General features: G+C 62.1%; 21 protein-coding genes. 15 read left to right on the top strand and 6 right to left on the bottom strand.

What is annotated here, in order from left to right; translation table 11 throughout:
* Nucleotides 1-167 precede the first annotated feature (167 nt).
* The 3 genes from C2134_RS09130 to C2134_RS09120 all read right to left on the bottom strand — a co-directional run bounded on the left by C2134_RS09130 (nucleotide 168) and on the right by C2134_RS09120 (nucleotide 4,074).
* Nucleotides 168-1,322 (bottom strand): iron-containing alcohol dehydrogenase, encoded by a 1,155-nt coding sequence (locus C2134_RS09130; RefSeq protein ID WP_103319408.1) that lies wholly within the window; start codon nucleotides 1,320-1,322, stop codon nucleotides 168-170.
* Between the two features lie 290 nt (nucleotides 1,323-1,612).
* Nucleotides 1,613-2,293 carry a YecA family protein gene (locus tag C2134_RS09125; protein WP_103319405.1) on the bottom strand — a complete coding sequence of 227 codons (681 nt, stop codon included), beginning with the start codon at nucleotides 2,291-2,293 and terminating at the stop codon, nucleotides 1,613-1,615.
* 92 nt (nucleotides 2,294-2,385) lie between these two features.
* Nucleotides 2,386-4,074 carry an AMP-binding protein gene (locus tag C2134_RS09120; RefSeq protein ID WP_103319403.1) on the bottom strand — a complete coding sequence of 563 codons (1,689 nt, stop codon included), beginning with the start codon at nucleotides 4,072-4,074 and terminating at the stop codon, nucleotides 2,386-2,388.
* Nucleotides 4,075-4,192: 118 nt separating this feature from the next.
* On the opposite strand from C2134_RS09120, the gene C2134_RS09115 reads away from it, so the two are divergent.
* Together C2134_RS09115 and C2134_RS09110 are read left to right on the top strand one after the other, a co-directional pair.
* Entirely contained in the window at nucleotides 4,193-4,585 is a 393-nt protein-coding gene (locus C2134_RS09115; RefSeq protein ID WP_103319401.1) for a MerR family transcriptional regulator, read from the top strand.
* Nucleotides 4,586-4,651: 66 nt separating this feature from the next.
* The gene (locus C2134_RS09110) at nucleotides 4,652-5,158 is read left to right on the top strand and encodes a GNAT family N-acetyltransferase (protein WP_103319399.1); all 507 of its coding nucleotides are present in this window, start codon (nucleotides 4,652-4,654) and stop codon (nucleotides 5,156-5,158) included.
* Here C2134_RS09110 and C2134_RS09105 read toward each other — a convergent pair.
* Nucleotides 5,151-6,056, bottom strand: a complete 906-nt coding sequence (locus C2134_RS09105) for an EamA family transporter (protein ID WP_103319396.1) — start codon at nucleotides 6,054-6,056, stop codon at nucleotides 5,151-5,153. The two genes, C2134_RS09110 and C2134_RS09105, sit on opposite strands and share 8 nt — an antisense overlap.
* Nucleotides 6,057-6,166: 110 nt before the next feature.
* Here C2134_RS09105 and C2134_RS09100 point away from each other — a divergent pair, with 110 nt between their 5' ends.
* From C2134_RS09100 to C2134_RS09085, 4 genes are all read left to right on the top strand, one after another.
* On the top strand, nucleotides 6,167-6,679 hold the full coding sequence (locus C2134_RS09100; protein ID WP_103319394.1) for a MarR family winged helix-turn-helix transcriptional regulator: 513 nt from the start codon (nucleotides 6,167-6,169) through the stop codon (nucleotides 6,677-6,679).
* 19 nt (nucleotides 6,680-6,698) lie between these two features.
* The gene (locus C2134_RS09095) at nucleotides 6,699-8,696 is read left to right on the top strand and encodes a pyridoxamine 5'-phosphate oxidase family protein (protein ID WP_103319393.1); all 1,998 of its coding nucleotides are present in this window, start codon (nucleotides 6,699-6,701) and stop codon (nucleotides 8,694-8,696) included.
* 127 nt (nucleotides 8,697-8,823) lie between these two features.
* Nucleotides 8,824-10,491 (top strand): sensor histidine kinase, encoded by a 1,668-nt coding sequence (locus C2134_RS09090; RefSeq protein ID WP_103319391.1) that lies wholly within the window; start codon nucleotides 8,824-8,826, stop codon nucleotides 10,489-10,491.
* Nucleotides 10,488-11,234, top strand: coding sequence for a LytR/AlgR family response regulator transcription factor (locus C2134_RS09085; protein WP_103319389.1), 747 nt, complete (start codon nucleotides 10,488-10,490; stop codon nucleotides 11,232-11,234). Before C2134_RS09090 ends, C2134_RS09085 begins: the two co-directional genes overlap by 4 nt.
* Nucleotides 11,235-11,271: 37 nt before the next feature.
* On the opposite strand, the gene C2134_RS21180 is transcribed toward C2134_RS09085, so the two are convergent.
* Nucleotides 11,272-11,610, bottom strand: coding sequence for a hypothetical protein (locus C2134_RS21180; protein ID WP_146042118.1), 339 nt, complete (start codon nucleotides 11,608-11,610; stop codon nucleotides 11,272-11,274).
* Between the two features lie 181 nt (nucleotides 11,611-11,791).
* Between C2134_RS21180 and C2134_RS09080 the strand changes: the two genes are divergently transcribed.
* The 4 genes from C2134_RS09080 (at nucleotide 11,792) to C2134_RS09065 (ending at nucleotide 15,433) form a co-directional block, all read left to right on the top strand.
* The gene (locus C2134_RS09080; RefSeq protein ID WP_103319387.1) at nucleotides 11,792-13,015 is read left to right on the top strand and encodes an L-lactate MFS transporter; all 1,224 of its coding nucleotides are present in this window, start codon (nucleotides 11,792-11,794) and stop codon (nucleotides 13,013-13,015) included.
* Between the two features lie 227 nt (nucleotides 13,016-13,242).
* Entirely contained in the window at nucleotides 13,243-13,983 is a 741-nt protein-coding gene (locus tag C2134_RS09075) for a helix-turn-helix transcriptional regulator (protein ID WP_103319385.1), read from the top strand.
* A gap of 1 nt (nucleotide 13,984) precedes the next feature.
* Nucleotides 13,985-14,875, top strand: coding sequence for a DMT family transporter (locus tag C2134_RS09070; RefSeq protein WP_103319383.1), 891 nt, complete (start codon nucleotides 13,985-13,987; stop codon nucleotides 14,873-14,875).
* Nucleotides 14,876-14,974: 99 nt separating this feature from the next.
* Complete coding sequence (locus tag C2134_RS09065) at nucleotides 14,975-15,433, top strand: hypothetical protein (RefSeq protein WP_146042117.1); 459 nt, start codon at nucleotides 14,975-14,977, stop codon at nucleotides 15,431-15,433.
* 16 nt (nucleotides 15,434-15,449) lie between these two features.
* Here the strand turns inward: C2134_RS09065 and C2134_RS09060 are convergent, their stop codons facing one another.
* Complete coding sequence (locus C2134_RS09060; protein WP_103319460.1) at nucleotides 15,450-15,899, bottom strand: YaiI/YqxD family protein; 450 nt, start codon at nucleotides 15,897-15,899, stop codon at nucleotides 15,450-15,452.
* A gap of 105 nt (nucleotides 15,900-16,004) precedes the next feature.
* Here C2134_RS09060 and C2134_RS09055 point away from each other — a divergent pair, with 105 nt between their 5' ends.
* The 5 genes from C2134_RS09055 to C2134_RS09035 all read left to right on the top strand — a co-directional run bounded on the left by C2134_RS09055 (nucleotide 16,005) and on the right by C2134_RS09035 (nucleotide 20,767).
* Entirely contained in the window at nucleotides 16,005-16,475 is a 471-nt protein-coding gene (locus C2134_RS09055; protein WP_158248733.1) for an NUDIX hydrolase, read from the top strand.
* A gap of 122 nt (nucleotides 16,476-16,597) precedes the next feature.
* Nucleotides 16,598-17,767 (top strand): isovaleryl-CoA dehydrogenase, encoded by a 1,170-nt coding sequence (locus C2134_RS09050; RefSeq protein WP_103319377.1) that lies wholly within the window; start codon nucleotides 16,598-16,600, stop codon nucleotides 17,765-17,767.
* 130 nt (nucleotides 17,768-17,897) lie between these two features.
* The gene (locus tag C2134_RS09045) at nucleotides 17,898-18,260 is read left to right on the top strand and encodes a nuclear transport factor 2 family protein (protein ID WP_103319375.1); all 363 of its coding nucleotides are present in this window, start codon (nucleotides 17,898-17,900) and stop codon (nucleotides 18,258-18,260) included.
* A 14-nt stretch (nucleotides 18,261-18,274) separates the two neighbouring features.
* Complete coding sequence (locus tag C2134_RS09040) at nucleotides 18,275-19,873, top strand: carboxyl transferase domain-containing protein (protein WP_103319373.1); 1,599 nt, start codon at nucleotides 18,275-18,277, stop codon at nucleotides 19,871-19,873.
* A gap of 108 nt (nucleotides 19,874-19,981) precedes the next feature.
* Nucleotides 19,982-20,767, top strand: coding sequence for an enoyl-CoA hydratase/isomerase family protein (locus C2134_RS09035; RefSeq protein WP_103319371.1), 786 nt, complete (start codon nucleotides 19,982-19,984; stop codon nucleotides 20,765-20,767).
* Nucleotides 20,768-20,833 lie beyond the last annotated feature (66 nt).

The following is a 20,833-nucleotide window of genomic DNA, read 5'->3' as shown; positions in this document are numbered from 1 at the left end:
ATTGCTAATTTACAGGCTTATCGTTTGTCACGCCGCAGCAGTCGGGCCTCTCTTGATTTGAAACAAATTTGATTGCGGCGATGCGCCGCGCGGACAAGAATAACCCCGCCAGTGCAAATAGCATGGCATTGAGGCGCTACGCAGGATCAGGGGATGTGTTAGCGGCGCTAAGCGCAAAACGCGCGCACGATGCGCGCCACGCGCCCCTCATCCAGGATGCCGTTTTCGCCCAACCGTATCGCGCCATCGCGGCGCAGCAAATCCATCACCTGATTGGCGGCATCGGCATCAGCCACGCCGGCATCGGCCAGCGTCACCGGCATGTCCAGCTGGCGATAGAGCTGAACCATGCGCTCGATCACCTGCTCCGGCACCGAGCCGGGCGCGTCGAACACCCGCTCGCCCATCTGACGCAGTTTGGCGGCCTTTTCCGCCACCGCCTCGCGCAGCAGCGCGGGTTGCACGATGGACAGCGTGCGACCGTGGTCTATGCCGTACAAGGCGGTGAGCACGCGGCCGATGCGATGTGTGGCCCAATCCTGCGGCACACCCAGGCCAATGCTGCCGGACAGGGCCTGATTGGCCGCCCACATCATGTTCTGCCGCCAGTCCAGCGCATGCCGCTCATCGAAACGCTGCGCCAGTTGGCGCAGGGCGCGCAATACGGCCTCGGCGCAGCCATCCTGCACCAAGGCGCCTACCGGGTACGTCAGGTATTGCTCGCTGGCATGGACGAAGGCATCCACTACGCCATTGGCCAGCTGCCGATCCGGCAGCGTGCCCAGCGTGTCCGGATCCAGCACCGCGAAGCGCGGTTGCAGCAGCGGCGAGCGGAAAGTCAGCTTGTCCTGGCTGGACAAGCGCGAAATCACGGCCGTGCCGTTGGCCTCCGAGCCCGTGGCCGCCAGTGTCAGCACCACGCCCATCGGCAGCGCCGCCGCCACTGGCGCCTTGCTGCTGACCAGATCCCAGCTATCGCCATCGTAATGCGCGGCCGCGGCCAGATATTTGGCGCCGTCTATCACCGAACCGCCGCCCACCGCCAGAATGAAATCGCGCCGCGTCGCGCGGATTTGCGTCAACGCGTCGTTCAGCACCTCCACCGCCGGGTTCGGCGTCACGCCGCCAAACTCGTTCCAGTCATGGCCGGCCAGCGTCTGGCATAACTGCTCATAGATGCCGTTGCGCTTGATCGAACCGCCGCCATACAGCAGCAGGATGCGCGCGTGTTCCGGCAGCAGGCCGCCCAGCGCGGACAAACGGCCGGCGCCAAAGCAGATGCGGGTGGCGTTATGGTGATCGAAGCGAATGGCGGTGGTCATGGCTGGCTCCCGGACGGCGCGACATACAACCCATCAAGCATATCACCACCCAGGCCAGGCCCATGAAAAAAGCGGACTCGCGTCCGCTTTCCACGCCATCTCGCGAAGCGAGGCTCCCTTGCAGGGCAAGGGCGGGGGGATGGGGACTCAAAAGGACAGGCTGCGGAAGCAAACACTTATACGGAGAGGCCCGGCTTTGCCGGGTCCTCTAGAGTCGCATCCATGCCCCTGGGCAAGCAGCCTGAAAGCGGACTCGCGTCCGCTTTCTGAACCTAGCCAACCGATCAGGTTTAGTTGGCGCCGCAGCAGGCCTTGTACTTCTTGCCGCTGCCGCACGGGCACAGGTCGTTGCGGCCCACTTTGTCGCCTTCGCGGCGAACGGTGGTCGGCGCCTGTTCCTTGGCGCGCCAGTAGCCGAACACGGCCACCAGGGCGTCGGTCAGTTCTTCCTTGTAGCCTTCGACTTCCTCATCGGTGAAAGTCAGCAGGTCTTCGCCGCCGTCCTCGTCCTCAAAGGCGCCGCCCAGCACCAGCATCGGCATCATCAGGCTCTCAAAGCCTTCGTCCTCTTCCGCCACTTCGAACCAGTCGGTGTCGACCAGATCCAGCGCGTACAGGTAGGCGTTGGCCCACGGCCAGTAGTCCGGCTCGCCTTCTTCCTCGCTGCCTTCTTCGGCGTACAGGATCATGTCCAGCTCGTCGCCTTCGGCCAGCGTGTCGCGGATGCTGTCGAACAGCTTCTGCAGCAGGGCCTTCAGTTCGGTTTCGTCCGCCGCGTTTTCAAAGGCCGGCGCGTCGCCCAGCACTTCCGGCAGCCAGAACGCGGCGTCCACCTTGTCCGGACCGCTGGCCAGCGCGGCGAAGAAGCCCTGCACTTCGTCCGGGCGCATGGTGCTGCCGCTGGCGGACAACGGCGTCAGCAGCGTTTCAAGACGGGTCAGGTCTGCATCGTTGAATTCGGTCACGGTCATGGTGTCATTCCTCAAGGTGAATCGGTTTGGCGGCATTGTAAGCCAAAAGCGTGGCCCTGGCGGCGCATTTTGCTGTCATCGCTTGTCCGATATCATGCGGTTTTCACATCCGCCAGCCCCAGCTTCTCCAGCATCTGCCGCCGCATCAAGTACTTCTGTATCTTGCCGGTGACCGTCATCGGGAAGCTGTCCACAAACTCGATGTAACGCGGAATCTTGTAATGCGCGATCTGCCCCTGGCAAAAAGCGCGAATCTCCTCGGCGCTGGCCTGCTCGCCATCGCGCAGGCGGATCCAGGCGCATAGCTCCTCGCCATAGCGGACATCCGGCACGCCTATCACCTGCACCTCCTGGATCTTGGGATGGCGGTACAGGAACTCCTCTATCTCGCGCGGATAGACGTTCTCGCCGCCGCGGATCACCATGTCCTTGACCCGGCCCACGATATTGACCGAGCCATCCTCGTTCATCGCGGCCAAATCGCCGCTATGCATCCAGCCGGCGGCATCGATGGCGGCGCGCGTCATCTCCTCGTCGCCCCAATAACCCAGCATCACCGAATAGCCGCGCACGCACAGCTCGCCGCTGACGCCGCGCGGCACGATGCGGCCTTCGGCATCAACGATCTTCACCTCGACATGCGGATGAGCGCAGCCCACCGTGCTGACGCGCTGCGCCAGCGGCGTGTCGGTGGCACTCTGCAGGCTGACCGGACTGGTTTCCGTCATGCCGTAGCAAATGGTCACCTCGGCCATGTGCATCCGCTCTATCACCCGGCGCATCACCTCCACCGGGCACGGGCTGCCCGCCATGATGCCGGTGCGCAGGCTGGTCAGGTCGAATTCGCCGAAGCGCGGATGATCGAGCAGGGAAATGAACATGGTCGGCACGCCATGCAAGGCGGTGCAGCGCTCCTGCTCCACCGTCTCCAGCACCGCCTCGGCATCAAAGCCCTCGCCCGGGAACACCATGGCCGCGCCGTGGCAGACGCAGCACAGGCTGCCCATCACCATGCCGAAGCAATGATAAAGCGGCACCGGAATGCACAGCCTGTCCTCCGGCCGCAGTTTCATCGCCGCGCCGACGAACCAGGCGTTGTTCAGGATATTGTGGTGAGACAGCGTCGCGCCCTTGGGGTAGCCGGTGGTGCCGGACGTGAACTGGATATTCACCGCCTCGTCGAACTGCAGCGTATCGCCCAAAGCCCGCAATTCGGCCAGTTCTTGCTCCGACGGCGCGGCCAGCAACTGGGAAAAAGCCAGCATGCCGGGCAATGCCTGCTGCCCCATCCGCACCACCCAACGCAGATCCGGCAGCCTAGCCGCGCTCAGTTCGCCGGGCTGGCAGTGGTCCAGCTCCGGCGCCAGATCACGGATCATGGCGACGTAATCGCTGCTCTTGAAGCTGGGCGACAACACCAGCGCGCGGCACTGCACCTTGTTCAGAGCATATTCCAGTTCGGCGCGGCGATAGCCGGGATTGATGTTGACCAGCACCAGCCCCGCCTTGGCGGCGGCGAATTGCATCAGTACCCATTCGGCCCGGTTCTGCGACCAGATGCCCACCCGTTCGCCAGGCTGCAGCCCCAAACGGCGCAGCCCGCAGGCCAGGCTGTCCACCTGTCGCTTCAGTTCGGCATAGCTCCAGCGGATATCTTGATGCCGCACGCGCAGCGCCAATCTGTCGCCATGGCGTTGGCAGGCCTCGTCGAAAAAACGTCCTATGGTCTGTCCCAGCAGCGGCTGCGCGGCAGCGCCGTTGGCATAGCTGAACTGCGGCATCAAGCACTCCCGTTGAAGTCGTTTGCGAATGACAGATTGACGATTACGTAAACGTAAATCAAGCTTTGCGCTGCGGCGTTGGGAAAAACGCTACAATCGCCGCCTCAAGGAAGACTTTATGAACCAAGCCGAATTTTTCACCATCTCCGACCTGGCGCGCGAATTCGATGTCACGCTGCGCACCATACGTTTCTACGAAGAACAAGGCCTGATCGAGCCGCAACGCGATGGCCGCCAGCGCCTGTTCACCCGGCGCGACCGCGCCCGGCTCAAGCTGATCCTGCGCGGCAAGCGCATCGGCCTGTCCTTGGCCGAGATCCGCGAGATCATAGACATGTACCAGCTGGCGCGCGACGAGGCCAGCCAGTCGCAAAAACTGCTGGACCTGCTGCTGGCGCGCCGCCGCCAACTGGAAGAGCAGCGACGCGACATCGACGCCGTATTGGACGAAATCGGCACGCTGGAAGCGCACTGCCGCAAGGTGATCGCCAGCGACGGCGCGGTCGCCTGACTTCAATAAAATTGCATCGTCATTTCAAAGCAGACAAAATAAACAAATCTGCATTGGAGATGCCGCATGCCCAGCCCCTATACCACGCCTTACTCGCTGCAAGCGCTGACCGCCGATCGGGCTGAAGACTTCTGGCGCGTGACCGACAGCGTGGCGCGCGAACGCCGCTACCTATCGTTTCTGGAAATTTCGCAGCCGCTGTCGGCGCAATATGTGGCGCGGCAACTGGCGGCGAATGCCCCGCACCTGTTGCTGCTGTACGGCGATCAGGTGGTGGGCTGGTGCGATGTTTCACCCCACGAGTGGCCCATTCACCGCCACCGCGGCACCTTAGGCATGGGCATGCTGCCGGCGCATCGCGGTCTGGGCCTGGGCGGTTGGCTGCTGGAGCAAACACTGGCGCTCGCCGCCAAACGCGGCTTTCATCGCGTGGAGCTGACGGTGCACGCCGACAACCGCCGCGCGATTCAGCTGTACCGCCGCCATGGCTTCCAGCAGGAAGGCCATTTGCGCGACGCCATCCACATCGACGGCCGCTTTGGCGACGCGCTGCTGATGGCGCGGATCAATTGACGCGAACGGCGACGTCCTCTTTGGGAGCAGGCGGCGCTATCATGCTGCGTTGCACCGCCAGCACGCTGCCCAACACCACCGCCATGCCCAGCAGGGACTGCGCGGAAAGCGACTGGCCCAGCAAGGCCCAGCCCAACACCACGGCCGTCATTGGGCTGAGCAGGCCCAGCGACGACACCGCCACCGGCGACAGCCGCGCAATGCCGCGGAACCACAAAAGATAGGCCAGCAGCGCGCCAAACAGGGTCAGATAGCCATAGCCGGCAAATTGCACCCAACCCAGACGCGGCAGAGGCGGATCGATGGCCAGGGCCAGAGGCAACAGCATCAGTCCACCCAGCGACAGCTGCCAGCCGGTCAGCGCGGTGACCGGCGCCGACAGTTTCCAGCGCCGCGTCAGATAGGTGCCGCAAGCCATCACCACCGCGCCGCCAAAGGCCGCCAACATGCCCAGCCCATCCCAGCGCGAGCTTGGCGACAGCAGCAGCAAGGCCATGCCGGCCACGCCGGCCAGGCTGGCCCACAGCGCCATCGCAGCCGGACGCCGGCTGTCCAGCCGCCAGGCCAGCGTCATCACCAGCAAGGGCTGGCAAGCGCCGACAACCGCCGCCAGCCCGCCCGGCAGGCGATAGGCGGCTACGAACAACAGCGCCTGGAACGCGCCGATATTCAGCGCGGACAACATCAGCAGCTTGCCCCACTCCCCTGTCCGCGGACGCCAGCCGCCCATCATCACCAGCAAGAGTCCGGCCGGCAGCACGCGCAGCAAGGCCGCGGTGAACGGCCGATCCGGCGGCAGCAGCTCGGTGGTGACGATATAAGTCGAACCCCAGATCACTGGCGTGAGCGCGGTCAACAACACATCCCGCCACTGGCCGATTCCTGTTTTCGCCGTCATGGGCAATCCTTTCGTTCGCGTTTATAATCGAAGCATATTTAGCTTGAATTCAAGATAACATTTATCTCGAATTCAAGGCAAATCAATCTTGAACTCAAGACAGATTTCATATGACGAAAAGCGAAAACGGCGACGCGGTGGACCGCATTCTGGAACAATGGGCCAGAGAGCGGCCCGATCTGGACGTCAGCCCCATGGGGCTGATCGGCAGGCTGGGCCGCTGCGCGGCGCTGCTGGAGCACAGGCTGGATGTGGTATTCCAGCAATATGGCCTCAGCGCCTGGGAGTTCGATATGCTGGCCACCCTGCGCCGCGCCGGCGCGCCATATCGGCTAGCGCCCACCGAATTGTTCTCGACGATGATGGTCACCTCCGGCACCATGACGCATCGGCTGAAAGTCCTGGAAGGCAAGGGCTGGATCGTGCGCGAAGCCTGCAGCCAGGACGCGCGCAGCACGCTGGTCAGACTCAGCGACGCGGGCTTCGCGCTGATCGAGCGCGCGGTGGAGGCGCATGTCGCCAACGAGCACGCCATTCTGTCCGCGCTGCCGGCGCGCAGCGTGGATGCGCTACAGAAACGCCTGGCCGAACTGCTGGCCGCGCTGGAACCCGAAAACAACTGACCGCCCCACGGAGCGTCCCATGAGCGAGCATCGTTCCCACCCGCAGCCCTGGCATTCCGGCGAACTGGAAATGCAGCGCCGCGCCGGCAGCCTGGAGCAAATGGCCGTGGTCGGGCCGCGCAATGTCCGCGACCACATGCCGGATCAACATCGCGCCTTCTTCCGCCAGCTCCCTTTCGTGGTGCTGGCGGCGCTGGACGATGCCGGCAGGCCGTGGGCGGGCGTGGTGGAGGGCGCGCCCGGTTTTGTCGATTCGCCCGATCCGTGCGAATTGCGTCTCGCCGCCCTGCCTAGCCCGGCCGACCCGCTGCGTGATTGCCTGCGTCCCGGCGCGGCGGTGGGCCTGCTCGGCATCGAACTGCACACGCGCCGCCGCAACCGCATGAACGGCCAACTGATCGCGCTGGACAAGGCCGGTTGCGCGCTGGCGGTGCGCCAGTCATTCGGCAACTGCCCCAAGTACATCCAGTTGCGCGAGTTTGAATTTGCCCGCGAACCGGGGCCGCGCATCGTGGGCACGGTGGAATGGATGGATGAGCTGGACGAGGACGCCCGCGCCGCCATCGCCTCCGCCGACACCTTCTTCGTCGCCAGCGCCTACCCCGGCGACGATAGCCAACCCGGCTGGCAGGTCGATGTATCGCATCGCGGCGGCAAGCCCGGCTTCGTCAGAGTCGACGGCGACACGCTGACCATCCCGGATTTTCCGGGCAACGGCTACTTCAACACTCTGGGCAATCTGCTGCGCCATCCGCGCGCCGGCCTCTTGTTCATCGACTTCTCCAGCGGCGACACGCTGCAGCTGGCCGGCCGCGCCGAGGTGCGGGATGGCGACGCCGCGTCCGTTTTCCACGGCGCCGAGCGGCTGTGGTCTTTCCGGATCGAGCGGGTGGTCCGCCGCCGCAACGCCCTGGCGCTGCGCTGGACGCTGCGCGAATATTCGCCGTTCGCCCTGGCCACCGGCGCCTGGCCGCAGCCCGCCCCCGCCCGGCAATGGCTGCCGCTGCGCGTCAGCCATGTGGAGGACGAGAGCAATATCGTGCGGTCGATCTATCTGGAACCGGCAGACGGCTCGCCCCCGCCGCCCTTCCTGCCTGGCCAGCACCTGAGCCTGAAGGTGATGGGCGTGGACGGCGCGCGCTTGCGCAACTACACGCTTTCGCAGACCGGCGGCTATCGCATCAGCGTCAAGCGCCAGGGCAAGGCGTCCGCCAGGCTGCACCAGCTGGCGCCGGGCGACATCGTGGAGGCGTTGCCGCCGCGCGGCGACTTCACCCTATCCAGCCTGGAAAGGCCCATCACGCTGCTGGCCGGCGGCATCGGCATCACGCCGCTGCTGGCCATGCTGCACCAGTTGACGGAACAAGCCGCCGCGATGCCGCCCACGCTGCTCGTCTACGCCACCAAGACCGTGGCCGAACGCGCGTTCGACGTTGAGCTGGAAACCTTGCAAGCCCGCGCGCCCGGCAGGCTGCGCATCGTCAAGGCGGCAAGCCAGCCGGAAACAAACCGTCGCCTGGGCCAGGACTACCAGCACGCCGGACGCGTCGACATCAAGCTATTGCGCCGGTTTGGCGCGGACTTGGCCGGAGACTTCTACCTGTGCGGCCCAGCCGGCTTCATGCAGGCCCTGTATGATCAGCTGATTGACGCTGGCGTGGCAGACAGCCGCATCCACGCCGAGGCCTTCGGCCCGGCCGGGCTGCAAAGAATCGGCCGCGCCGAGCCAATCCTGCCGCCGATGGCCGACCACGCCGTCGCGGTCCGCTTCAGCGATGCCGAGCTGGACGCGGCATGGCAACCCGGCCTGGGCAGCCTGCTGGAGCTGGCGGAAGCCTGCGGCCTGAACCCGGACTTCAGCTGCCGCGGCGGCACCTGCGGCAGCTGCCGCGCCGCGCTGCTGGCGGGCCAGGCCACCTATCTGCAGCTGCCGGACTATCAAACCGCGCCGGGCGAGATCCTGCTGTGCTGCGCCTACCCGGCAGAAGGAACGGACAAGCTGGAAATCCGCCTGTAGCGACAGGACGCCTCGGCATGTCAGCGGTCTTTTATCGCGCAAATGTCTGACCCAGGCCCAACCATGCCTTAAAATACTGTCAACTATTTTGGCTCCCATCCCGCCGCCGCGCGCGGCCAGGCCCCGAATGATAGACAATCCCAATATGCTGCTACTGGCGGTTTTTGAACGCGCCGCGCTGATGCTGATGGCGCTGTTCTTCCTCACCCGCATCCGGCCGTTCCAGGACCTGCTGCGCCAGCAGAAGCACAGCCCGGCGGAACTGGCTGGCGTCTCGCTGCTGTTCTGCCTGTTTGCCGTGTTCAGCACCTATACCGGCATTCCGGTGGACGGCTCGCTGGTCAATGTCCGCACCATCGCCATCCTGGCCGGCGGCATTCTGTTCGGCCCGTGGGTGGGCATCCCGGCCGGCATTGTCTCCGGCCTGCACCGCTATCTGATAGACATCCACGGCTATACCTCGCTGCCCTGCCTGATTTCCAGCATCTGCGCCGGCCTGCTGTCCACCTTCATTCATTTCCGCGCCGGCCGCAAGCGGCTGTGGCTGTACGGCATCGCCGCCGGCGTCGCCTGCGAAAGCCTGACCATGGCCTTGATTCTATGGTTCACCGAGCCGCAAGTAGGCCACGCCATCGTCAGCCATATCGCCTATCCGATGATCACCGGCACCGTCTGCATCGGCCTGATCATCCGGCTGGTGCAGGACCTGGACGACGAGAAGGAGCTGTTGGCCGCGCGCCAGGCCAAGCTGGCGCTGACCATCGCCAACCGCACCATGCCGTACTTCCAGAACGTGGATCGCGAGGCGCTGGTGGAGGTGTGCACGGTGATCCGCAACCACATCGGCGCCGACGCGGTGGCCATCACCGATACCCGCGACGTGCTGGCCTATGTGGGGCTGGGCAAGGACTACTACGAGCCGGCCGATCACTCGGCCATCGGCGAAATCACCCGCCGCGCAGTGCGCACGGATCAGATCATCATCGAGAACGATCTGCGCCAGTACCGAGTGGCGGACTTCCACTCTGTCATCATCATTCCGCTGCGCGAAAACGGCCGCGTCACCGGCACGCTGAAGATTTTCTTCCGCCAGAGCGGCGGCATCACCGGCTCGCTGCGCGAACTGGCGGTGGGCCTGTCGCAACTGATCTCCACCCAGATGGAAGCCTCGCGCATCAAGCAGTTGCAGGAGATGGCGCGCAAGGCGGAATTCACCGCGCTGCAAAGCAAGATCAACCCGCACTTCCTGTTCAACGCGCTGAACGCCATCTCGTCGCTGATCCGCATCCAGCCGACCGAGGCGCGGCAGCTGATCGCCAAACTGGCCGACTACCTGCGCTACAACCTGTCGCTAGGCGATACCCTGATCGACATCCAGGAGGAGCTGAAGCAGGTGCAAGACTACGTGGCGATCGAACAGGCGCGCTTCGGCAGCAAGCTGTCCGTCGTATTCGACGTGGACGAGGTCCATGCGCGCGTGCCCAGCCTGCTGCTGCAGCCGCTGGTGGAAAACGCCATCCTGCACGGCATCCAGCCGCGCAAGGAGCCTGGCGAGGTGCGCATCGTGGTGAAAAAACGGGACGAACGCATCCACGTGTCGGTACGCGATACCGGCTACGGCATCAGCCAGGAAGTGATAGACGGCATCGCCAGAGGCAAAGTGGAAAGCCGCAGCATAGGCCTGTCCAACGTCAACGAGCGCATCAAGCTGCTGTATGGCGAGGGCCTGCGGCTTACCCGGCTGGAACCGGGCACCGAAGTGAGTTTTGAGCTGCCGCTGGAGGAAGCCTCATGAAGGCGCTGATTGTGGAAGACGAATACCTGGCGCGTCAGGAGCTGGCCTATCTGATACAGGAACACAGCGCCATCGAGATCGCCGCCAGCGTCGAGGACGGGTTGGAAGCGTTCAAGTTCCTTCAGGAACAGGCAGTGGACGTGGTGTTTCTGGACATCAACATCCCATCCATCGACGGCCTGCTCTTGGCCAAGAACCTGCACAAAACGTCCAAGCCGCCGCGCATCGTCTTCGTCACCGCCTATAAGGAGTTCGCGGTGGAGGCGTTTGAAGTGGAAGCCTTCGACTACATCCTCAAGCCGTATAACGAGACGCGCATCATCAGCCTGCTGGCCAAGCTGGAAGCGCTGGAACAGGCGCCGCCGGCCACGGCGCCGCACATCGCCGCCGCCCTCCCCGAATCCGCGCCGGTCAGCCGCACCGTCAACCTGGCCAAAGGCGACAGCATCATCGTCACGCCCTGCGACGACATCTATTACGTCGAGGCGGACGAAAAAGTGACCCTGGTCTATACCGCGCACGACCGCTATGTGATGGCGATGAGCATCAGCGAATTCGTATCGCGACTGCCGGCCGACAGCTTCTTCCGCTGCCACCGCTCGTATTGCGTCAACATCCACAAGATTCGCGAAATCGCGCCGTGGCTGAACAGCACCTACATCATCAAGCTATATGACCTGAAGGCGGAAATCCCGGTCAGCCGCAGCAATATCAAGGCGTTCAGGCAGTTGATGCATCTCTAGCGCTAGGCCATTGAGTCAACAAACAACCCCGCAGCCATTACTCATTCAACTCACAACCATACTGTTTAGTTGCTGTCAGTTCTTCTTCATTAATTCGTGCAAGCTCGACGTTTTTCAATAGCACCAGCCTGATCCGTTGCGACTGCAATACGGCAGCCTGCATGGCTAGATGCACTTTCCTAAAACCATTCGGCTTGCCTCGACGATACGGCTGGCCTGCCAGCAAACGACGGACGTTTCGCGCGTAATGCTTCAATGGTCGTTGACTTCCTCGGCTCGCCTTCCCAATGTAAAGACGGCCGCCCACATCCCATAAATAAAGCAACGGTCGACTGCCATCCACCCCGTTGCGGTCAAACTCGAACTGAAAATCCATCCTCCCTCCGTATCAAGACTTTAACGCTTCAGTAGCATCGCCCATTCAGCCGCATTGTGATTGATGCCCCCCCGATTGCATTTCATTCCCCATCGTCTGCATTTCATTCCCGGACTGCGCCGCATCCATAAGCGCAGGCTTATAGTCATGCCAACAGTAATGACTTTAAGCGAGCAGCGCCATGAATGCCTCTCTCAATTCCATCCGCTACCGTACCCTGGCCGGCACCGTTCTCACCCAGTTCGCCCTGGGCTCCGTCTACACCTGGAGCCTGTTCAACGCCCAGCTGTCGCATAAACTCTCCGAACCGGTCAGCCAGGTGGCTTTCGCCTTCGGCCTGCTGAGCCTGGCCCTGGCTGTCGCCTCTTCCCTGGCTGGCAAGCTGCAGGAGCGCTTCGGCGTGCGCAAGGTCGCCATCGGCGCCGGCTTGCTGCTGGGGCTGGGCTTCTATCTGACCTCCCAAGCCAGCAATCTGGTGATGCTCTATCTGTGCGCCGGCCTGCTGGTCGGCTTTGCCGACGGCGCCGGCTACCTGATGACGCTGTCCAACTGCGTCAAGTGGTTTCCGGAACGCAAGGGCCTGATCTCGGCCTGCGCCATCGGCGCCTATGGCCTGGGCAGCCTGGGCTTCAAGTTCATCAATCTGGCGCTGTTGTCCCGCTTCAGCCTGGAAGCCACTTTCAAGCTGTGGGGGCTGATCGCCATGGCCATGGTGCTGGCCGGCGCGCTGCTGATGACAGACGCGCCCAAGCAAGCAGCTGCCGCGCAAACCCAGGGCAGCCGCGACTTCACCCTGGCCGAATCCATGCGCCAACCGCAATACTGGATGCTGGCCATGATGTTCCTGACCGTATGCATGAGCGGCCTGTATGTGATCGGCGTGGCCAAGGACATCGGCGAGAGCTTCGTCCACCTGCCGGCGCTGACCGCCGCCAATGCCGTCGCCGTCATCGCCGTGGCCAATCTGTCCGGCCGCCTGGTGCTGGGCATCCTGTCCGACAAGATGCCGCGCATCCGCGTCATCACCCTTGCCCAGATCGCCGCCCTGGCCGGCATGCTGACCCTGCTGTTCGCGCCGCTGAACGCCACGCTGTTCTTCGCAGCCATCGCCTGCATCGCCTTCAGCTTCGGCGGCACCATCACCGTGTACCCGTCGCTGGTCAGCGATTTCTTCGGCCTGAACAACCTGACCAAGAACTACGGCGTGATCTACCTGGGCTTCGGCATCGGCAGCATCGTCGGCTCCATCGTGGCCTCGCTGTTCGGCGGCTTCCTCGCCACCTTCCACCTGATCCTGGCGCTGCTGATCGTCTCCCTGTTGTTCTCGCTGATCATCCGCCAGCCAGGCGCAGCGAAGGCCGCAGAAGAAAACTTCCACGCCGAGCCGCATCTGGGCAAAGCCTGATCTCCCGCCCGCAACGACAAAGCCCCCGACATCGGGGGCTTTTTACGTTGATGACGCCCCATCCCTGCAAGACCTGGTCTTGGAACCTTGGCCAGCAAGGGAAACTGTCCCCTCATTTCCATCGGCTTTGTTTACTGTCTTCCCATAAGCCTCGCATACGATTAGGATATGTATAATGTATATTATATTTATTTGTACTTATCTGAATCATATTAATCGAGACAAACATGCACCCCATCTATTCATTCAAGAGTTTTGCGGAGCTGGAGATCTTCATCGATCAACTGGAAAGCGTTGGACAAATGGCTGGCGCCAAAGACCTCCAACACAATTTCCTGTACGTTAACGCCAGCTATGCAGACTTCCATGGTTTGCCGCGGGAACAAATCATTGGCAAGAAGTCTGGGGACATGCCCAATGGCATTTCCGTTCTGTCCCAGCTCATGTATGAACAAGATCAAATGGTGCTGCTCCAGAAAAAAAAGATCATCATGGGAAGCATCCACCCCCATCGCAACGGCGATCCGCGCGCCTACAAGTTCCGCAAGTACCCCGCCCTGCTCAACGGCAAAGATCCGCTTATTTTATTCACTGGCGAGGATTTGACTTGCGACACCACCTTCTGGAGCGACATTCTATGGGGTATCGAACCGGCTTTCAAAGTGGAAAAACTAGTTGCGGCTTCCTATGCGCAGCTGCTGGAGTCCAAGGAACTCAAAATTCCGCTTAACGAAAATGAATTATCGGTCCTGACGCTGCTGCTCCGTGGCGTGCCTGTCAAGCGCATCGCCTCCATCTACGACCTGTCCACGCGCACGGTTGAAAATAGAATAGAGTCTTTAAAAGATAAATTTGGCGCATTGAACCAACAAAACCTGATTGATACCGCCAGAAAAATGGGCTACCAGTCAGTCATATCACGCGCGATATTCAAAGACCACATGACATACAACCTGCTGGTGGAGTGATATGAAAAACAGTAAAACGATTCTTATCATCCTGCTGTCCACCAGCATCTTCGGCTTTAATTACGTTGCGGCAAAAATCAGCGGGATCAAAATTGACCCCGCTGAGACAGCAATGCTGCGCGTCATGTTCGCAGCGCTGCCCGCCTGCTTGTTCTTGCGCGTCAAGCGCGCCGATTTTCCTTATGTCTTGCTGTATGGCCTGGCTTTTTCTCTGGGTCTTTTTCTGTTTTTCAAGGGATTGAAAACCGGCATCGATACCGGCATCTCGTCGGTCATCATGCAAGCCGGCTCTCTCTTCACCGCCATTGGCGGAATAATGGTTCTCAAGGAAAAATGGAATAAGTTCAATATTATTGGATGCCTGATCGCATCCGCGGGAATTTACTCTATTTCCAGGATAAAAGAAGGAGGCATCAATACCGCTGGGATTGCCCTGGTCTTAGGTTCCGCTTTTAGCTGGACTTTCGCCAATCTTGCGGTAAGGCTTTCCCGCACCGAACGCCCGATCAGCTTTGTCGCGTGGGGCAGCCTGGTGTCTGCCCTGCTTTTATTGCTGATCAACTTGAGCAATGGCATGACCATCATCCACACCATTGAACAGATCGACAAGCAAGCCTGGCTAGCCATCGCCTTCCAGGGATACATTACGACATTGGTGGGATATGGATTGTGGACCCTACTGCTAAGCAATAATCAATTGATATTGAGCGCCCCCAGCTACCTGCTGGTTCCAGCCTTCGCCTTGTTATTTTCCCATTTTGTACTAGGAGAGATAATAACCATGCAAAAAGTCTTCTTCTCATGCATTGTCGTCATCGGCGTGATCATCAATGCCAGCGCGCCTCAGCTTGCCGAATGGAGGCCTGTCAAAAAATCGCTGATTGTATCATGAGAATTTAAAATAAATAAGGCGATTTTCTCCCCTAGCTGGCATTGGGGAGAAAAGTATAATGGTCATATCGCCCTCTTTCATCACCGCATTGAGGCAGACATGACCAGAATGCACATTCCCAGGCTGCAATGTTTCTTTGAAGACTTTATCCAAGGCGTCTCACAGCACATCAGCAATCAACTTGCGCCTTCGGAATGGCAACGGCTGCTAGCGCTGGCGCAAAGCACGCCATCGCACGATCCCGAGCTGCAATTCGCAGCGTTCGACTCGATTGAAGGCCGCATCCGCCACTACGCGTATGAAGAACAGATTTCGCCGCTGGAAATACTGTCGGCGCCTTATTTTTATCAGCAACTGGAAATTATCGGCCGCATAGCAGAAAGCCCGCTCTGCTATTTCAGAGAAAGCGGCATCTATCTTTGGAGCCCCGCTCCCGATTGCGACTCGCTATGCTTTTGGCTCACCTATCCAGCCTACCCGCCAGGCTGGCCGGACGATCACAATGGCCTGCTCCAGCCAACTGAGCCGTGTCTTCAAGCGCCGCTTTTGATCATGTGAGAAAAACAGGCTTTTCTTAAATTTTGCGCTTGGCCAGCCAGATATCCAGCTGCCGGGCAAAGGCCTGGCGATCCGCCTGGCTCAACGGCGGCGGGCCTTCGGTCTGGATGCCGCTGGCGCGCAGATTGTCCATGAAGTCGCGCATCGTCAGCTGCGCGGCGATGGTTTCCTTGGAAAACGCATCCCCGCGCCAGTTCAGCGCCTGCGCGCCTTTGGCCAGCGCCTCGGACGCCAGCGGGATGTCGCCGGTGATCAGCAGATCCGTCGGCTCTATGCGGCGGGCGATTTCGTTGTCGGCCACGTCGAAGCCCTTGGGCACTTGCAGCGCGCGGATATTCGGCGCCTTCGGCACCGTCAGCAGCTGGTTGGCGACCAAGACCAGCTCCACGCCGGTGCGCTGCGCCGCGCGGAACAGCACTTCCCGTATCACCTTGGGACAGGCGTCGGCGTCTACCCAGATCGTCATGGTGGTTTCTTTCTCTATCAATAGCCGGCCATGATACCCGCCCTTGTCCATGACGGGAGAAAGCGCTATGCTGCGCGCCCGCCCAAAATGCCAAGGAGATATCGCATGATCAGCGTCGACATAGCCGGCACCCGTTTCAATCTGCGCGCCGCCGCCATCATCGAGCATGAAGGCAAGGTGCTGCTGCACCGCCTGATCTGCGACGACTTCTGGACCTTGCCCGGCGGCCGCGTTGAACCTGATGAGGAAGCACCCAAAACGGTGGAACGGGAAATGCTGGAGGAGCTTGGCGAAACCATGCATTGCGGCGAGATGGTCATGCTGATAGAAAACTTCTTCACCACGGGCGGCAAGCGCAACCATGAGCTGGGCCTGTATTTCCAGACCTATCTGGCCGCCGACTCCGCGCTGCCTAACCGCGCCGCGCCCTTCCTTATCGAAGACGGCGGCTCGCGTCTGGAATTCGACTGGTTCAGCCGCGAGCAGCTCAGCAAGCTGCGCATCCTACCGCTGCCCATGAAAGACATGCTGATCAGCGAAGACCGCTGCCTGCGCCACGTAGTCAACCGCGAATAAGCGCCCGGCCGCCCTTTGCGGCGGCCATCATATCGACATATTGACGCTTACGTAAACGTAAGCGATGATGTGTTCATCAGGCGCCGCCAGCCGCGCCGCACGCACAAACGAGGAGAAACCCCATGTACAGCAGCCTGCGCTTCGCCTTCGGCGAGACTTACGACCTCCTGCGCGAATCGGTGCGCGACTTCGCCGAGCGCGAAATCGCCCCGCGCGCCGCCGCCATCGACCAGGACAATCTGTTCCCGGCCGATCTGTGGCGAAAGTTCGGCGAGCTGGGCCTCTTGGGCATCACCGTAAGCGAGCAGTACGGCGGCGTGGACATGGGCTATCTCGCCCACATGATCGCGATGGAAGAGATCAGCCGCGCCAGCGCCTCGGTGGGCCTGTCTTACGGCGCGCACTCCAATCTGTGCGTCAACCAGATCTACAAAAACGGCAACGACGCGCAGCGCGCCAAGTATCTGCCCAAGCTGGTCTCCGGCGAACATGTCGGCGCGCTGGCGATGTCCGAACCAAATGCCGGCTCCGACGTGGTCAGCATGAAGCTGAAGGCCGACAAGACCGACGGCGGCTACCTGCTGAACGGCAGCAAGATGTGGATCACCAATGGCGGCGACGCCGACACCCTGGTGGTCTACGCCAAGACCGACGTCAACGCCGGCCCCAAGGGCATCACCGCCTTCATCATCGAAAAGAGCTTTAGCGGCTTCAGCCACGGCAGCAAGCTGGACAAGCTGGGCATGCGCGGCTCCAACACCTACCCCATCTTCTTCGACAACTGTTTTGTGCCGGACGAAAACGTGCTGGGCGGCGAAGGTAATGGCGTGAAAGTGCTGATGAGCGGCCTGGACTACGAGCGTTCGGTGCTGGCAGCCGGCCCGCTGGGCATCATGCAGGCCAGCCTGGACATCGTGGTGCCCTACCTGAACGACCGCACCCAGTTCGGCCAGCCGATAGGCGACTTCCAGCTGATGCAGGGCAAGCTGGCCGACATGTACGTCAAGCTGTCCGCCAGCCGAGCCTACGTCTACGCCGTGGGCCAGGCGCTGGACCGCGGCGAGACTGGCCGCCAGACGCGCAAGGACGCCGCCGGCGCCATCCTCTACGCCGCCGAGAACGCCACCCAGCTGGCGCTGGACGCCATCCAGTGCCTGGGCGGCAACGGCTACATTAACGAATACGCCACCGGCCGCCTGCTGCGCGACGCCAAACTGTACGAGATCGGCGCCGGCACCAGCGAGATCCGCCGCTGGCTCATCGGCCGCGAGTTGATGGCTGAGACCCGATAAAACCTTATAAAACAGCCACGAAACCCACCAAAGAACACGAAAAGAAAAACGAGCATCCTCCGCTTTCCATCTATCGACAGCGTCGTTTTCGTGTTTTTCGTGGGATTCGTGGCAAAACAGAGGTTTAAAAATGCCTGTGCTTTCTTCCGACAACGCCGCCGAACGCATCGTCCAGGCCCAGCTGGACGCCTACAACGCCCGTGACCTGGCCGCCTTCGCCGCCTGCTACGCCGAGGACGTCAAGGTCTATCGCCTGCCGTCCATGACGCTGAGCCTCTCCGGCCGCGCGGCGCTGGCCGACCACTACGCCAGCAAGCGCTTCCATCTGCCCCGGCTGCACGCCGCGCTGCTGCACCGCATCGTGCAAGGCTGCCGCGTCATCGACCACGAGGACGTGACGCTGGACGGCGAGAACCACCTGCGCGCGGTCGCCATCTACGATGTCAACGCCGATGGCCTGATTGCAGCCGTGTGGTTTGTCGACGCCGAATGACAAGGTAAAAGAACATGCCCATTCTCGAATCCAAGCTGTCGCCGCGCGCCGCGGACTTCGTCGCCAACGCCGACAAGATGCGCGCGCTGGTCGACGATCTGAAACAGAAAGTCGCCCAAGCGGCCTTGGGCGGCGGCGAAAAAGCCCGCGCCAAGCACACCGCGCGCGGCAAGCTGCTGCCGCGCGAGCGCATCGACCTGTTGCTCGATCCCGGCGCGCCGTTTCTGGAGCTGTCTCAGCTGGCCGCTTACGGCATGTACGGCGGCGACGCGCCCGGCGCGGGCATGATAGCCGGCATCGGCCGCATTTCCGGCGTCGACTGCCTGATCATCGCCAATGACGCCACCGTCAAGGGCGGCACCTATTACCCGATGACGGTGAAGAAGCATCTGCGCGCGCAGGAAATCGCCCGCGACAACCGCCTGCCCTGCGTCTACCTGGTGGACTCCGGCGGCGCCTTCCTGCCGCTGCAGGACGAGGTGTTCCCGGACAAGGAACACTTCGGCCGCATCTTCTACAACCAGGCCAATCTGTCCGCCGCCGGCATTCCGCAGATCGCCGTAGTGATGGGCAGCTGCACCGCCGGCGGCGCCTACGTGCCGGCGATGTCTGACGAAACCGTCATCGTCAAGGAACAGGGCACCATCTTTCTGGGCGGCCCGCCGCTGGTAAAGGCCGCCACCGGCGAGGTGGTCAGCGCCGAAGAACTGGGCGGCGGCGATGTGCATACCAAAGTTTCCGGCGTCGCCGATCACCTGGCCCAAAACGACGCCCATGCGCTGGCCATCGCCCGCCGCATCGTGTCGGACCTGAACTGGAAGAAACAAGGCGAACTGGACCGCGCCGAGCCCAAGCCGCCGCGCTACGCAGCGGAGGAAATCTACGGCGTGATCCCGGCCGATCCGAAAAAGCCGTTCGACGTGCGCGAGATTATCGCCCGGCTGGTGGACGATTCGGACTTCGACGAATTCAAGCAGAACTACGGAAATACTCTAATAACGGGCTACGCCCGTTTAAATGGGTACCGCGTCGGCATCCTCGCCAATAACGGCATCTTGTTCTCCGAGTCCGCACTCAAGGGCGCGCACTTCGTCGAGCTGTGCTGCCAGCGCGGCATCCCGCTGATCTTCCTGCAGAACATCACCGGCTTCATGGTGGGCAAGAAGTACGAGAACGGCGGCATCGCCAAGGACGGCGCCAAGCTGGTAACCGCTGTGGCCTGCGCCAAGGTGCCCAAGTTCACCGTGCTGATAGGCGGCAGCTTCGGCGCCGGCAACTACGGCATGTGCGGCCGCGCCTACTCGCCGCGTTTCCTTTGGATGTGGCCGAACAGCCGCATCTCGGTGATGGGCGGCGAACAAGCCGCCGGCGTGCTGGCCCAGGTGAAGAAGGAACAGCTGGGCGACGCCTTCACGCCAGAACAAGAGGAAGCGCTGAAAGCGCCAGTGCGCCAGCAGTACGAAGAGCAGGGCCACCCCTACTACGCCAGCGCCCGCTTGTGGGACGACGGCGTGATCGACCCGGCCCAGACCCGCGACGTGCTGGCGCTGGCGCTGGACGCCGCGCTGTCCGCGCCGATCGAACCCACCCGCTTCGGCGTGTTCCGCATGTAATAGGACAGTAGCCACGAAATCCACAAAACCACACGAAAATAACCTCCAGAATCGTCAGGCCCATTTTCGTGTCATTCGTGGTTTTCGTGGCCGATATGAGGTTTTCCGATGAGCTACACCACGCTGCAAATCGAACACACCGGCAAGGTTGCCACCATCTGGATGAACCGTCCGGAACTGCACAATGCGCTGAACGAAGTGCTGATCGCAGAACTGACCGAGGCGATACGCAAGCTGAATCGCGACGAGGCCGTGCGCGTGATCGTGCTGGCCGGCCGCGGCAAGAGCTTCTGCGCCGGGGCCGACCTGGACTGGATGCGCCGCGCCGCCGGCTACAGCGAGGCCGAAAACCTGGCCGATGCGCAAAAGCTGGCGGCCATGCTGAAGGCCATCTACCGCAGCGCCAAGCCGGTGATCGCCCGCATCCATGGCGCGGCCATGGCCGGGGGCACCGGCCTGGCGGCGGTCTGCGACATCGCCATCGCCACCGATGCAGCCAAGTTCGCGCTGACCGAAGTGCGGCTGGGTCTGATACCGGCCACCATCGGCCCCTACGTCGCCGACGCCATCGGCCCGCGCCAGGCGCGCCGCTACTTCCTGTCGGCCGAGCGCATCACCGCCGGCACCGCGCTGAAGCTGGGCCTGATCCACGAGCTGGTCAGCGACGAGCTGCTGGACGCGCGCGTGGCCGAAATCGCCGAAGAACTGGCCAAGGGCGCGCCCGGCGCGCTGCGCGAAGCCAAGCTGCTGCTGGCCGAACTGCGCGAAGGCTCGCCGTGGGACGACCAGCTGCTGGAACGCACGGCCGGCCGCATCGCCGCCATCCGTGCCGGCGACGAAGCCCGCGAGGGGCTGGCGTCGTTCTTCGAGAAACGCCCACCTAACTGGCTATGAACTTTTAGCCACGAAATCCACGAAAGAACACAAAAAATGGCACACCGACCCGTCCCACAGGCAGCT

This window comes from Chromobacterium sinusclupearum (assembly GCF_002902845.1).
GTDB classification, from domain to species: domain Bacteria; phylum Pseudomonadota; class Gammaproteobacteria; order Burkholderiales; family Chromobacteriaceae; genus Chromobacterium; species Chromobacterium sinusclupearum.
This window is presented reverse-complemented; position numbering and strand designations above follow the sequence as displayed.

What these genes read in the sequence shown, in the direction of transcription:
- C2134_RS09130 (WP_103319408.1), bottom strand. Translation starts at nt 1,322, where the DNA reads ATGACCACCGCCATTCGCTTCGATCACCATAACGCCACCCGCATCTGC.
- C2134_RS09125 (WP_103319405.1), bottom strand. Translation starts at nt 2,293, where the DNA reads ATGACCGTGACCGAATTCAACGATGCAGACCTGACCCGTCTTGAAACG.
- C2134_RS09050 (WP_103319377.1), top strand. Translation starts at nt 16,598, where the DNA reads ATGTACAGCAGCCTGCGCTTCGCCTTCGGCGAGACTTACGACCTCCTG.
- C2134_RS09065 (WP_146042117.1), top strand. Translation starts at nt 14,975, where the DNA reads ATGACCAGAATGCACATTCCCAGGCTGCAATGTTTCTTTGAAGACTTT.
- C2134_RS09040 (WP_103319373.1), top strand. Translation starts at nt 18,275, where the DNA reads ATGCCCATTCTCGAATCCAAGCTGTCGCCGCGCGCCGCGGACTTCGTC.
- C2134_RS09095 (WP_103319393.1), top strand. Translation starts at nt 6,699, where the DNA reads ATGAGCGAGCATCGTTCCCACCCGCAGCCCTGGCATTCCGGCGAACTG.
- C2134_RS09090 (WP_103319391.1), top strand. Translation starts at nt 8,824, where the DNA reads ATGATAGACAATCCCAATATGCTGCTACTGGCGGTTTTTGAACGCGCC.
- C2134_RS09075 (WP_103319385.1), top strand. Translation starts at nt 13,243, where the DNA reads ATGCACCCCATCTATTCATTCAAGAGTTTTGCGGAGCTGGAGATCTTC.
- C2134_RS09045 (WP_103319375.1), top strand. Translation starts at nt 17,898, where the DNA reads ATGCCTGTGCTTTCTTCCGACAACGCCGCCGAACGCATCGTCCAGGCC.
- C2134_RS09080 (WP_103319387.1), top strand. Translation starts at nt 11,792, where the DNA reads ATGAATGCCTCTCTCAATTCCATCCGCTACCGTACCCTGGCCGGCACC.
- C2134_RS09070 (WP_103319383.1), top strand. Translation starts at nt 13,985, where the DNA reads ATGAAAAACAGTAAAACGATTCTTATCATCCTGCTGTCCACCAGCATC.
- C2134_RS09110 (WP_103319399.1), top strand. Translation starts at nt 4,652, where the DNA reads ATGCCCAGCCCCTATACCACGCCTTACTCGCTGCAAGCGCTGACCGCC.
- C2134_RS21180 (WP_146042118.1), bottom strand. Translation starts at nt 11,610, where the DNA reads ATGGATTTTCAGTTCGAGTTTGACCGCAACGGGGTGGATGGCAGTCGA.
- C2134_RS09085 (WP_103319389.1), top strand. Translation starts at nt 10,488, where the DNA reads ATGAAGGCGCTGATTGTGGAAGACGAATACCTGGCGCGTCAGGAGCTG.
- C2134_RS09120 (WP_103319403.1), bottom strand. Translation starts at nt 4,074, where the DNA reads ATGCCGCAGTTCAGCTATGCCAACGGCGCTGCCGCGCAGCCGCTGCTG.
- C2134_RS09060 (WP_103319460.1), bottom strand. Translation starts at nt 15,899, where the DNA reads ATGACGATCTGGGTAGACGCCGACGCCTGTCCCAAGGTGATACGGGAA.
- C2134_RS09055 (WP_158248733.1), top strand. Translation starts at nt 16,005, where the DNA reads ATGATCAGCGTCGACATAGCCGGCACCCGTTTCAATCTGCGCGCCGCC.
- C2134_RS09100 (WP_103319394.1), top strand. Translation starts at nt 6,167, where the DNA reads ATGACGAAAAGCGAAAACGGCGACGCGGTGGACCGCATTCTGGAACAA.
- C2134_RS09105 (WP_103319396.1), bottom strand. Translation starts at nt 6,056, where the DNA reads ATGACGGCGAAAACAGGAATCGGCCAGTGGCGGGATGTGTTGTTGACC.
- C2134_RS09035 (WP_103319371.1), top strand. Translation starts at nt 19,982, where the DNA reads ATGAGCTACACCACGCTGCAAATCGAACACACCGGCAAGGTTGCCACC.
- C2134_RS09115 (WP_103319401.1), top strand. Translation starts at nt 4,193, where the DNA reads ATGAACCAAGCCGAATTTTTCACCATCTCCGACCTGGCGCGCGAATTC.